10 protein-coding genes are annotated in these 12,341 nt (G+C 69.1%); 6 read left to right on the plus strand and 4 right to left on the minus strand.

Going from position 1 to position 12,341, the window contains the following annotated elements; translation table 11 throughout:
* The first annotated feature begins 104 nt into the window (after positions 1-104).
* Genes ACFVXE_RS10915 through ACFVXE_RS10925 form a run of 3 tightly spaced genes read left to right on the plus strand, consistent with a single transcriptional unit; the run spans position 105 to position 3,180 of the window.
* The gene (locus ACFVXE_RS10915; protein WP_389670719.1) at positions 105-1,466 is read left to right on the plus strand and encodes an extracellular solute-binding protein; all 1,362 of its coding nucleotides are present in this window, start codon (positions 105-107) and stop codon (positions 1,464-1,466) included.
* A complete protein-coding gene (locus ACFVXE_RS10920; protein ID WP_389670720.1) occupies positions 1,463-2,353 on the plus strand; it encodes a carbohydrate ABC transporter permease in 891 nt (296 codons plus the stop codon). Before ACFVXE_RS10915 ends, ACFVXE_RS10920 begins: the two co-directional genes overlap by 4 nt.
* Positions 2,353-3,180, plus strand: coding sequence for a carbohydrate ABC transporter permease (locus ACFVXE_RS10925; protein ID WP_389670721.1), 828 nt, complete (start codon positions 2,353-2,355; stop codon positions 3,178-3,180). The genes ACFVXE_RS10920 and ACFVXE_RS10925 overlap by 1 nt, the downstream gene beginning before the upstream one ends.
* A gap of 89 nt (positions 3,181-3,269) precedes the next feature.
* Here the strand turns inward: ACFVXE_RS10925 and ACFVXE_RS10930 are convergent, their stop codons facing one another.
* Entirely contained in the window at positions 3,270-4,295 is a 1,026-nt protein-coding gene (locus ACFVXE_RS10930) for an ATP-dependent 6-phosphofructokinase (protein ID WP_389670722.1), read from the minus strand.
* Between the two features lie 272 nt (positions 4,296-4,567).
* On the opposite strand from ACFVXE_RS10930, the gene pta reads away from it, so the two are divergent.
* From pta to pyk, 3 genes are all read left to right on the plus strand, one after another.
* The gene (gene pta, locus ACFVXE_RS10935; protein ID WP_389670723.1) at positions 4,568-6,640 is read left to right on the plus strand and encodes a phosphate acetyltransferase; all 2,073 of its coding nucleotides are present in this window, start codon (positions 4,568-4,570) and stop codon (positions 6,638-6,640) included.
* A 5-nt stretch (positions 6,641-6,645) separates the two neighbouring features.
* Positions 6,646-7,944, plus strand: coding sequence for an acetate kinase (locus tag ACFVXE_RS10940; RefSeq protein WP_389670724.1), 1,299 nt, complete (start codon positions 6,646-6,648; stop codon positions 7,942-7,944).
* Positions 7,945-8,018: 74 nt separating this feature from the next.
* Positions 8,019-9,449: a pyruvate kinase gene (pyk, locus tag ACFVXE_RS10945; RefSeq protein WP_389670725.1), complete on the plus strand. Its 1,431-nt coding sequence runs from the start codon at positions 8,019-8,021 to the stop codon at positions 9,447-9,449.
* Positions 9,450-9,748: 299 nt separating this feature from the next.
* Here pyk and ACFVXE_RS10950 read toward each other — a convergent pair whose 3' ends face one another.
* The 3 genes from ACFVXE_RS10950 to ACFVXE_RS10960 all read right to left on the minus strand — a co-directional run bounded on the left by ACFVXE_RS10950 (position 9,749) and on the right by ACFVXE_RS10960 (position 12,312).
* Entirely contained in the window at positions 9,749-11,008 is a 1,260-nt protein-coding gene (locus ACFVXE_RS10950; protein ID WP_389670726.1) for a hypothetical protein, read from the minus strand.
* A complete protein-coding gene (locus ACFVXE_RS10955) occupies positions 10,998-11,564 on the minus strand; it encodes a DUF6114 domain-containing protein (protein ID WP_389670727.1) in 567 nt (188 codons plus the stop codon). The genes ACFVXE_RS10950 and ACFVXE_RS10955 overlap by 11 nt, the downstream gene beginning before the upstream one ends.
* 94 nt (positions 11,565-11,658) lie before the next feature.
* Positions 11,659-12,312: a DUF6230 family protein gene (locus ACFVXE_RS10960; RefSeq protein ID WP_389670728.1), complete on the minus strand. Its 654-nt coding sequence runs from the start codon at positions 12,310-12,312 to the stop codon at positions 11,659-11,661.
* Positions 12,313-12,341 lie beyond the last annotated feature (29 nt).

Below are 12,341 nucleotides of genomic sequence, written 5' to 3' on the forward strand. Positions count from 1 at the left end.
CGTCGCCGGCACAACAAGCGCTTCCTGCACGGGCATTGACCTTGCCGACCGGCCGGTCCTACCGTCACGGTCTCAGCCCCCGTGGCTAAGAGGAGGTCGTGCCCGTGCGCCCCACTGCCCCGCTGATCCTCGCCGCCGCAGCCACCCTGCTGGCTGCCGGCTCGCTGACGGCGTGCTCGTCCGGTTCCGGCAGTGATCCGGACACCGTGAAGGTCGCGTACAACCGCTCCACGGACAACAAGATCCGGTTCAAGGACGCCTTTCTCGAATCGATGAAGAAGCAGTTCGAGAAGGATCACCCCGGCAAGAAGATCAAACTGATTCCGATCCAGGCACCGGACAACGACTACGCCACCAAGGCGCAGCAGATGATGCGGTCGCCGAAGACGGCGCCGGACCTGGTCTACGAGGACACCTTCCGGATCAACTCCGACATCAAGGCGGGCTATCTGCACCCGCTGGACACGTATCTGGCCAAGTGGGACACCTGGGGCCAGTTCGTCGACACGGCGAAGGCCGCCGCGAAGGCGGAGGACGGCAAGACGTACGGCGTCCCGGACGGCACCGACACCCGCGGACTCTGGTTCAACAAGAAGATCTTCGCCAAGGCGGGGCTGCCCGCCGACTGGCAGCCGAAGAGCTGGGCGGACATCCTCACGGCGGCACGCGCGATCAAGAAGAAGGTTCCCGGCGTCATCCCGTTGAACGTGTACACGGGCAAGGGGCCGGGCGAGGCGGCCGTGATGCAGGGCTTCGAGATGCTGCTGTACGGAACCGGTGCGGACCCCCTCTACGACCCCGCCGCCAAGAAGTGGGTGGCGGGCGGACAGGGGTTCCGGGACGCGCTCGGGTTCGTCCGGACGGTGTACGGGGAGAAACTCGGACCGGATCCGTCGGACGCCCTCGACCCCAACATCGGTACACACGTCGCCACCGAGTGGTTCCCCGAGGGCAAGCTGGCGATCTCGCTGGACGGCTCCTGGATGGGCCAGAACTGGGTGAACGACGGGCCCAGGGCGTGGCCCGCGTGGGAGACCGAGCTCGCCCAGACCCCGATGCCCACCCAGAACGGTCAGGCGCCCGGGAAGGTGTCCATGTCGGGCGGCTGGACGTGGGCGATCCCGCAGAAGGCCAGGAACGCCGATCTGGCCTGGGAGTTCGTCAAGACGATGCAGACCGCGAAGAACGCGGCGAAGTGGGACGTGGTGGACGCGCAGATCGCGGTGCGCAAGGACGTGGCGAAGGACCCGGGGTATCTGAACTCCATGCCGGGCATCAAGTTCTTCACCGGTCTGGTGCAGTACACCCACTACCGTCCGGCGCTGCCGGTCTATCCGCAGGTGTCGACGGCCGTCGGCGAGGCGATGGAGAAGGTCACGACCGGGGACGGGTCACCCGAGTCGGCGGCCAAGGAGTACGACGAGCAGTTGCGGACGATCGTCGACGGCGCGGTCGTCACGAAGTGAGCGCCTCCACGGCGGGAACCGGGGCACGGCGGTGGCACCGGGCGGGGCGGTGGCTGCCGATCGCCCCGGCCACCGCCCTGCTGCTGCTCTTCCTCGCGGGCCCCATCGTCTACTGCGTCTGGATCGCCTTCACCAACACCCAGCTGACCGGCTCGTCCTCCTCCGACTTCGTCGGTCTCGCCAACTTCCGGCGGGCGTTCGCCGACGACGACTTCCGCAACGCCGTCTGGCTGACGCTCGTCTTCACCTTCCTGTCCTCGATCGTCGGGCAGAACACGCTGGGGCTGGCGCTCGCCGGCCTGATGCGGGCCGCGTCGCGTCCGGTGCGGACCGTCACGGGTGCCCTCGTCGTCACGGCCTGGGTGTTGCCGGAGATCGTCGCGGCGTTCCTGCTGTACGCGTTCTTCCGCCGCGAGGGCACGCTCAACGCGATCCTGCACGGGCTCCATCTGCCCGGACAGAACTGGCTGTTCACGCTGCCGATCCTGGCGGTGTCGTTCGCCAACGTGTGGCGCGGGACGGCGTTCTCGATGCTGATCTACTCGGCCGCGCTGGCCGAGATACCGCAGGACATCACGGAGGCCGCCGAGGTCGACGGGGCGAGCGGGCCGCGCCGGCTGTGGCATATCACCCTGCCGATGATCCGCCGCTCCATCGGCACCAATCTGATGCTCAACACCCTGTCCACGCTCTCCGTGTTCGGGCTGATCTGGGCGATGACCCGCGGCGGTCCGGGCAACCGCAGCCAGACGCTGCCGGTGTTCATGTACGACCAGGCCTTCGTGAACAGCCTGATCGGATACGGGACGGCGGTGGCGCTGCTGCTCCTGCTCGTCGGGTCGCTGTTCTCGGTCGTCTATCTGCGGCTGATGAAGGTGGAGGTGTGATGGCGTCCCGCCGCACCCGCGCGCGACTGGCGTCCGACGGAGCGCTGCTGCTGGTCGCGGCTGCGTTCGCACTGCCGCTGCTGTGGCTGCTGTTCGCCTCGGTGGACGGCAGCGCCGATCTGCGGGTCCGGCTGCCGTCGTCGCCGACCCTGGACAATTTCGGTGCGGTCCTCACCGACGAGATCACCTTCACGCCGATGCTGAACAGCCTGCTGCTGTGCGGTGGCGCGACGCTGCTGACCGTGGTGTGCGCGGCGCTGGCGGCGTATCCGCTGTCCCGTTACCGCTCGCGCCTCAACCGTCCCTATCTGCTGACGATCCTGTTCACCACGTGCCTGCCGATCACCGCGATCATGGTGCCGGTGTACGGGCTCTTCGTCCAGGTCGATCTGATCGACACGATGTACGGCACGGCGCTCTTCCTCGCCACCGCGCAACTCCCGTTCGCCATCTGGCTGATGAAGAACTTCATGGACGGGGTGCCGAAGGTGCTGGAGGAGGCGGCCTGGACCGATGGGGCGTCGATGCTGCAGACCCTGGTCCGCGTGGTGCTGCCCCTGATGGGGCCGGGGCTGGGTGTGGTGACGATCTACACCTTCATCATGCTGTGGGGGAACTTCTTCGTCCCCTTCATGCTGCTGCTCTCCCCCGAGCAGCTCCCCGCATCCGTCTCGATCTTCACGTTCTTCGGCAATTACGGATCGGTGGTCTACGGGCAGCTGGCGGCGTTCTCGATCCTGTACTCGACGCCGGTGCTGCTGCTCTACATCCTGATCTCGCGCCGTCTGGGCGGAGGATTCACCCTGGGCGGCGCGGTCAAGGGCTGAGCGGGAAACCGGCCGTCGCGCGGCCGGGCGGCCCGGTCGCCGCGGGTCCGCCGGGCGGGCGGGTCGGCCCGCCCGGCGCCCGGCGCCGGTCAGAACACCGACTCGGCCTCGTACATCCGGTCCTTCGGCACCGTCTTCAGCTGTGTGGTCGCGTCCGCCAGCGGAACCATCGTGATGTCGTTGCCGCGCAGCGCCGTCATCCGGCCGAAGTCGCCGCGGTGCACCGCCTCGACCGCGTGCCAGCCGAAGCGCGTGGCGAGCACCCGGTCGTACGCGGTGGGCGTGCCGCCGCGCTGGACATGGCCGAGAATGACCGGCTTGGCCTCCTTGCCGAGCCGGGTCTCCAGCTCGACGGCGAGGCGGTTGCCGATGCCCTGGAAGCGCTCGTGGCCGTACTGGTCGATCGCACCCTTGGCGTACGGCATCGAGCCCTCGGCCGGGTGCGCGCCCTCGGCGACGCAGATGACCGCGAACTTCTTGCCGCGCGCGAAGCGTTCCTCGACCATCTTGACCAGGTCGGCGACTTCGAACGGACGTTCGGGAAGGCAGATGCCGTGCGCACCGCCCGCCATGCCGGACTCCAGCGCGATCCAGCCCGCGTGCCGGCCCATCACCTCGACGACCATGACCCGCTGGTGCGATTCGGCCGTGGTCTTGAGACGGTCTATGGCCTCGGTGGCGACGCCGACGGCCGTGTCGAACCCGAAGGTGCGGTCGGTGGCGGAGATGTCGTTGTCGATGGTCTTCGGGACGCCGACGACGGGCATCCCGGCGTCCGACAGCATCCGGGCCGCGGTCAGCGTGCCCTCGCCCCCGATCGGGATCAGCGCGTCGATGCCGTAACGACGGCTCAGCTCCTCGCAGTTCTCGGCGGCTTCGCGCAGCCGGTCGCGCTCCAGTCGGGCCGAGCCGAGGATGGTGCCGCCGCGGGAGAGGATGCCGCTGACCTCGTTGAGGTCGAGGGGCCGGAAGTGGCCGTCGAGCAGTCCCTTGAAGCCGTCCTCGAAGCCGATCACTTCATCGCCGTGACCGACCACGGCGCGGTGCACGACCGACCGGATCACTGCGTTCAGGCCTGGGCAGTCGCCGCCTGCGGTGAGAACTCCGATGCGCATCGTGCTGTATCTCCTGCTCGCTAGTGCCGTGCATTCCGAGGGTGCCTGAAGAATCCCCCGTACCGTGAGCCACAGCGATTGTCCCACGTCAGGTCTGGACCTCGTGCTCTCGGCTGCCGCCCGGGCGGCGCGCCGGACGTGCACCGGGCGCGACAGCGGTTTTCCGGCACCCCGACAGGGCCATTCGCCCGGCGGGCGGCGTGTCCGCCCGCGCAGGTATCGTCAACAGGGCGATACGACGCCAACCGGACAAGAACGACGGGAGAGCACGCGTGACGCGGAGCGTGTACGTGACAGGGATCGACCGGGGAGACGGCCGCCAGGTCGTCGATCTGGGAGTCATGGAGCTCCTGACGCGCCAGGTGGACCGGGTCGGCGTGTTCCGCCCGCTGGTCCACGACCGGCCCGACCGGTTGTTCGAACTGCTGCGGGGGCGCTACCGGCTCTCCCAGGACCCGTCGACGGTCTACGGGATGGACTACGCCGAGGCATCGGCACTGCAGGCGGAGCAGGGTACCGACGAACTGGTCTCGCGGCTCGTCGAACGCTTCCATCGGGTGGCCCGTGCGTACGAGGTGGTGCTGGTCCTCGGCACGGACTTCGCGGCCACCCAGCTCCCTGACGAGCTGGCGCTCAACGCCCGGCTGGCCAATGAGTTCGACGCCTCGGTGATCACGGTGGTCGGCGGGAAGGGGCAGGACGCGGAGTCCGTACGGGCCGAGACGCGCAATGCCTACCGTGCGTACGCCGGTCTGGGCTGCGACGTCCTCGCCATGGTGGTGAACCGGGTGGCGGCCGAGGACCGCGACACGATCGCCGAGCGGCTCGCGGCACAGCTGCCCGTCCCCTGCTCGGTCCTGCCGGACGATGCCGCGCTCTCGGCTCCGACGGTCGCCCAGATCACCGCGGCACTCGGCGGAACGATTCTGCTCGGCGACGCCGCGGGGCTGGCCAGGGACGCGCTGGACTTCGTCTTCGGCGGCGCGATGCTGCCGAACCTGCTGAAGGCGCTGACCCCCGGATGTCTCGTGGTCACGCCCGGGGACCGGGCGGATCTGGTGGTCGGTTCGCTCGCCGCGCACAGCGCCGGCACCCCGCCCATCGCCGGCCTGCTGCTGACCCTGGACGAGCGCCCCGGCGAGGAGATACTCAAGCTGGCCGCACGGCTCGCACCGGGTACCCCGGTCGTGTCGGTGGCCGGCGGATCCTTCCCCACCGCGGGCGAACTCTTCGCGCTGGAGGGAAAGTTGAACGCGGCGACGCCCCGCAAGGCGGAGACCGCGCTCGGTCTCTTCGAGCGCCACGTCGACACCGGCGCCCTGCTGGACCGGATCTCACTCGCCCGCAGCGGCCGTGTCACGCCGATGATGTTCGAGCACGACCTGCTTGAGCAGGCCCGCTCGGACCGGCGCCGCGTGGTGCTGCCGGAGGGCATCGAGGAGCGGGTGCTGCGCGCCGCCGATGTGCTGCTGCGCCGTGACGTCTGCGACCTCACCCTGCTCGGCGACCTCGACGTCATCCGCAAGAAGGCCGCCGACCTCGGTATCGACCTCGCCGGCACCCAGCTCATCGACCCGCAGACCTCCGAGCTGAGGCAGGCCTTCGCGGAGCGGTACGCGCAGCTGCGCGCGCACCGCGGGGTGACGGTGGAGCTGGCGTACGACGTGGTCTCGGACGTCAACTACTTCGGCACCCTGATGGTCCAGGAGGGCCTGGCCGACGGCATGGTCTCCGGCGCCGTGCACTCCACGGCGGCGACGATCCGTCCCGCGTTCGAGATCATCAAGACGAAGCCGGACGCCTCGATCGTCTCGTCGGTCTTCTTCATGTGCCTCGCCGACAAGGTCCTGGTGTACGGCGACTGCGCGGTCAACCCGGATCCGGACGCCGAACAGCTCGCGGACATCGCCGTCCAGTCCGCCGCCACCGCCGCCCGCTTCGGCGTGGAGCCGCGGATCGCGATGCTCTCGTACTCGACGGGCACCTCGGGCACGGGCGTCGACGTCGACAAGGTGCGGCAGGCGACGGACCGGGTTCGCGAGAGCCGGCCGGACCTCAGGATCGAGGGTCCGATCCAGTACGACGCGGCGGTCGAACCGAGTGTGGCGGCGACGAAGCTGCCCGGTTCGGAAGTGGCGGGGCAGGCGACCGTGCTGATCTTCCCGGACCTGAACACCGGCAACAACACGTACAAGGCCGTGCAGCGCTCGGCGGGCGCGGTGGCCGTCGGCCCGGTGCTGCAGGGGCTGCGCAAGCCCGTCAACGACCTGTCGCGCGGCGCCATGGTCCAGGACATCGTCACCACCGTGGCCATTACGGCGATCCAGGCCCAGGCCCAGGAGTGAGCCGTATGACCACCACCCCCACCAAGGAAGGTTCCGCCGCCGTGCAGGCCCATCGCGTACTCGTCATCAACTCCGGCTCCTCGTCGGTGAAGTACCAGCTCCTCGACATGCGCGACCGCTCCCGGCTGGCGGTCGGCCTGGTGGAGCGGATCGGTGAGGAGACCTCCCGCCTGGTGCACACCCCGCTGACCGGCGGCGGCGCCGAGACCCGCGAGCACAAGGGCAGGATCGCCGACCACGCGGCGGCGCTGAAGGCGGCGGCCGAGGAGCTGGCCGCGGACGGGCTCGGGCTGGACTCCCCCGAGCTGGCGGCGATCGGCCACCGGGTGGTCCACGGCGGGCTGCGCTTCACCGAGCCCACCGTGATCACCGACGAGGTGCTGGCGGAGATCGAGCGGCTCGTCCCGGTGGCGCCGCTGCACAATCCGGCGAACATCACCGGCATCCGTACGGCGCAGGCGCTCCGCCCCGACCTGCCGCAGGTCGCCGTCTTCGACACGGCGTTCCACACGACGATGCCGGAGCACGCCGCGCGGTACGCGATCGACGTGGAGACCGCCGACGCCCACCGGATCCGTCGCTACGGCTTCCACGGCACCTCGCACGCCTATGTCTCCCGCAAGGCCGCCGAGCTGCTCGGACGCGCCCCGGAGGAGGTCAATGTCATCGTGCTGCACCTGGGCAACGGCGCCTCGGCCTCGGCGGTGGCGGGCGGCCGCTGCGTGGAGACGTCGATGGGGCTGACCCCGCTGGAGGGGCTGGTGATGGGGACCAGGTCCGGGGACGTCGACCCGGCGGTCACCTTCCATCTCAAGCGGGTGGCCGGGATGTCGGTCGACGAGATCGACGCCCTCCTCAACAAGAAGAGCGGCCTGGTCGGGCTCTGCGGCGACAACGACATGCGGGAGATCCGGCGGCGGATCGACGAGGGCGACGAACGGGCGGCGCTGGCGTTCGACATCTATGTGCACCGCCTCAAGAAGTACATCGGCGCCTATTCGGCGGTCCTCGGGCGGGTGGATGCCGTGGTGTTCACGGCGGGGGTCGGCGAGAACTCGGCACCGGTACGGGAGGCTGCGATCGCCGGCCTCGAAGAGTTCGGCCTGGCGGTGGACGCCGGCCTCAACGCCGTACGGTCCGGCGAACCGAGGCTGATCTCGCCGCAATACGCGCGGGTCGCGGTCGCCGTGGTGCCGACGGACGAGGAGCTGGAGATCGCCGGCCAGACCTTTGCGCTGGTCGAACAGGCCGGACGGACCGCGCACTCCGGGCAGGCCGAATCGCTCGGACAGGTCGACAACTGAGCACCCCCGCGCCCCTTTGTATCTTCCACCAGCCGGAATATTCCGCAGTGAAACAAACCGATAGGATCCGCCTCATGCGCCGTTCCAAAATCGTCTGCACCCTCGGTCCCGCCGTCGACTCCCATGAGCAGCTGGTCGCTCTGATCGAGGCCGGCATGAGCGTGGCCCGATTCAACTTCAGCCACGGCTCCCACGAGGAACACCAGGGTCGTTACGACCGTGTCCGCCTGGCCGCCGCCGAGACCGGCCGGGCGGTGGGCGTTCTCGCCGACCTCCAGGGCCCGAAGATCCGCCTGGCGAAGTTCGCCGAGGGTCCCGTCGAACTGGTCCGCGGGGACGAGTTCACCATCACCGCCGAGGACGTCCCCGGTGACAAGTCGATCTGCGGCACCACCTACAAGGGCCTGCCGGGCGACGTCGCCAAGGGCGACCCGATCCTGATCAACGACGGCAACGTCGAGCTCAAGGTCGTCTCGGTCGACGGCCCCCGGGTCAGGACGATCGTCATCGAGGGCGGTGTCATCTCCGACCACAAGGGGATCAACCTCCCGGGCGCGGCGGTCAACGTCCCGGCCCTGTCCGAGAAGGACGTCGAGGACCTGCGCTTCGCCCTCCGGATGGGCTGCGACCTGGTCGCGCTCTCCTTCGTGCGCGACGCCGACGACGTCAAGGACGTCCACAAGATCATGGATGAGGAGGGCCGCCGGGTCCCCGTCATCGCCAAGGTGGAGAAGCCGCAGGCGGTCCAGCACATGGAGGGCGTCGTCATGGCGTTCGACGGTGTGATGGTCGCCCGTGGCGACCTGGCTGTCGAGTACCCCCTGGAGAAGGTCCCGATGGTGCAGAAGCGCCTGGTGGAGCTCTGCCGGCGGAACGCCAAGCCGGTGATCGTGGCGACCCAGATGATGGAGTCGATGATCACCAACTCGCGACCGACCCGCGCCGAGGCGTCCGACGTCGCCAACGCGATCCTGGACGGTGCGGACGCGGTCATGCTGTCCGCCGAGTCCAGCGTGGGCGCGTACCCGATCGAGACGGTCAAGACGATGTCGAAGATCGTCGTCGCCGCCGAGGAGGAGCTGCTCTCCAAGGGCCTGCAGCCGCTGGTCCCCGGCAAGAAGCCCCGCACCCAGGGCGGTTCGGTGGCCCGGGCAGCCTGCGAGATCGCGGACTTCCTGGACGGCAAGGCGCTGGTCGCCTTCACCAAGTCCGGTGACACGGCCCGCCGGCTGTCCCGCTACCGGGCGGCGCAGCCGATCCTGGCCTTCACCACGGACGAGTCCACCCGTAACCAGCTCGCGCTGAGCTGGGGCGTCGAGGCCCACGTCGTGCCGCACGTGGACAACACCGACGCCATGGTGGACCTCGTCGACGCGGAGCTGCTGAAGCTGAGCCGCTACAACGCCGGCGACACGATGGTCATCACGGCCGGTTCGCCCCCCGGCGTCCCCGGCACCACCAACATGGTCCGGGTGCACCACGTGGGCGGCACCGACCGCGGCTGACGCCTCACCCGCACCGTCGTACGACCGTGGCCCGCACCCCCTTCGACGGGGGGGCGGGCCACGGCCGTTGTGCGGCTCCCGAACGGGTCGGTGTCGGCCAGTGCCGTGACCGGCAACGTCTGCCCGGAAGGAGCGTCGTCCGGTGCGTGCGATCACAAGGCGGCCGGAAGTCCCTGGATGGGGTCTCCCCCGCTCGAACGAAGCCGAGAGCTCGGGGAAGGAGCTACCAGGGCTCTCGGCCGACGCGGCGAGCGTGCGTGCTGGACGGCGCGACGGGGCAGAGACTGCCGGGAGGGGCACTAACTGTTGGCGCCGGTGAAGTAGTTGTGCAGGCCGGGTACCGTGAGCGTGCCGCCGAACTGGCCGGCCTGGGTGACCTTCACGTTGGTGAAGAAGGCGAACGGTACGTTCACCGGCGGCGGGGTCTGGGGGCTGAACGTGATCGGGATGAGGCCGAAGAGGTTCCCCTTCAGTTCCTCCGTGTACATCGTCACCGTGCCGTTGCGGATGGTGGACGTGGAGCCCTTCCGCGCCTGGACGTGGCCGGTGCTGCCGGCGGGCCCCTCGGTCAGCTGGTGCAGGTCCTTGATGTCGACCGACGAGGCGGTGAACTTCAGCACCTTCTTCGTGGTGCCGTCGCCCTTCTCCACCTCGACGATGCCCTTGTAGTCGAGCCCGCTCAGGGTGAGGAGCGAACTCTCCAGGATCCACGGCCGGTTCGGGAGCTTGGGGATGCCCTGCTCCAGGTCGGCCGCGGCCAGCGCCTCGGGGTCGGCGGTGGGGCACGGGAACGGCTGCTTGGCGCCGTCCGGGATGTCCTCGTCCTTCTTGGGGTCGAGTCCCTTGGCGCTCTCGTCGAGCTCCTCGACCGACTTGCCGGCCTTGCCGGCCGCGTCGCGTATGGCGTCGGCGGTCTTGTCGACCGTGCCCTTCACGGCGTCCGTCACCTTGGAGACGGGCTTGTCGGCGGGGTTCGCCGTGGACTCGTCCTTCGCGCTGTCCGACGGCTCCGAGGACGCGGTGGTGGCGCTCGGGGACGGGCTCGCCGTCTCCTTGTCCGGTCCGTCCAAGAGGTCCTTGAGTGCGTCGCCCACGCCCAGCGGGTCGAGCGGGTTCGTCGACTTCGTGGGCGAGGCGCTCGGCGCTGCGGCGGGGGTGTCGGCGGCTTTCGTCTCCGGCTTCGCCGCGTCGCTCGCCGACGGGGTCGCCGAGGGCTTCGGCGTCGCCGTGTCGCCCTTGCCACCGGAATCGGTGGCGGACGGGGACGGCGACTTCGTCTCCGATGCGGACGGGGACGGCGATTCGCTCGGCTCGTCGGAGCGGGTCACGCAGGGGCCGGGTGCGAAGGGAATGTCCGTGCTGTCGTCGGCCAGCGCGAGCCTGGGGGTGAGCCCCATACCCACGAAGACGGCCGTCGGCATCGCAGCGAGGGCAAATGCCTTGCCGGCGGGTATGTGCAGCTTCGTCAGCAACGACTTCCTGGGGGCCGCGTGGCGCGGTCCGCTTCTCGCCCGGAGGTCCTCCCCGGTCGAGTTCAGCTGCGTCTCGTCACCCCGCACGATGCCTCCCGCCGTCGACCTCAACTGTCGTGTCGTACTTCTCCGGCTGCTGGGGCCCCGCTGCCATGCCGTGGAACTCGGGTTCGGGCTCCTTCGTCCCGAAACCGGGGCCCTCGGACGTCTGGCCTTCCGCACCGGCATCCACGGTGTCGGGCTTCGGCTCGCCCGGGGCCCAGGAGATGGAGAGCGCTCCACCGAGCAGGGAGAACAGGAAACCGATCAGGAATCCGCCGATGTTGGCCACCGGTATGGAGATCAGCGCCAACAGGATCGCGGCAACTCCGGCGAACACTCTCACGATGTGGTGGAACCACATCGTGAGGCCCAGCGTGACCAGCAGGATCCCGATGATCAGCGATCCCGCACCGGCGGTCGTGGACATCGCCAGCGTGACGTTGCCGAGGTGCATGTTGGCGTACGGAAAGTACGCGATGGGTAGACCACCCACCATGGTGAACAGGCCCGCCCAGAACGGCCGGTTACCCCGCCAGGTGCGGAATCCCCGCCGGAAGACGCGGAGGTAGTGCTCGTTCTGCCCTGTGGACTCGGGGCTCATGGAAAACAGCTCCCTGGAACCGGTACTGCTGTGAGAAAAGACAAGGTGGGGCGGCCGGAGACCCCTAGGGACACTCCGGCCGCCCGGGCGAGTGCTAGTAGCACTCCTGGGTGCCCGACTTCAACCGCAGGCTCAGGTTGCTGAGCTTGAAGGTGCCGGCAGTGGTCGCCCACGCCGTCTGCTTCACGTTGGTCAGCTTGGCTTCGTCGGCGCGCTGTGCGAAGCCGTTCGGGTTCGCCTGGGTACGAGGCTGGATGCCGATCGAATCAGGGTTGTTCGGGTTCTGGAGGGAACCCGCAGCAACACCGATGTCGATGTTCTTGAACTCGGCGTCCGCGTCGAGCTCGGCGACGTCCAGGTACAGATTGGTCGCCTGGACGGGCTTCTTCGGATCCGTACCCGCGTTCAGCACCAGCGTGACGGTGCCGAGGCCGAACGGAAGGTTCGGCGTGACCACCGACTGGCACATGTTGGTGATCGTGGCATCGCTGAAGCCGGACACGGCCACGGCGTGCGCCCCGTTCGTGCCCTGGGGGTCCGTGCCGGTGGCCACGCTGCCGTACTGCACGAAGTTGTGGCCGACGAGACTGTCCGCACGCACCTTGAAGCTCTGGCCGGACACGCTGAACGACGCCGCGAGGGCGCCCTGCGCGAGACCGACACCCACCGCGGCGGTCGCGACGACGCTCGGCACCATGACCAGAGCGAAACGCTTCCATCTGGTGCCACCGCGAACCTGGGAACTCATTATTTTCCTCCTTCTCGGACGTACATCTC

The organism is Streptomyces sp. NPDC058231 (genome assembly GCF_042882275.1).
Classification (GTDB): domain Bacteria; phylum Actinomycetota; class Actinomycetes; order Streptomycetales; family Streptomycetaceae; genus Streptomyces.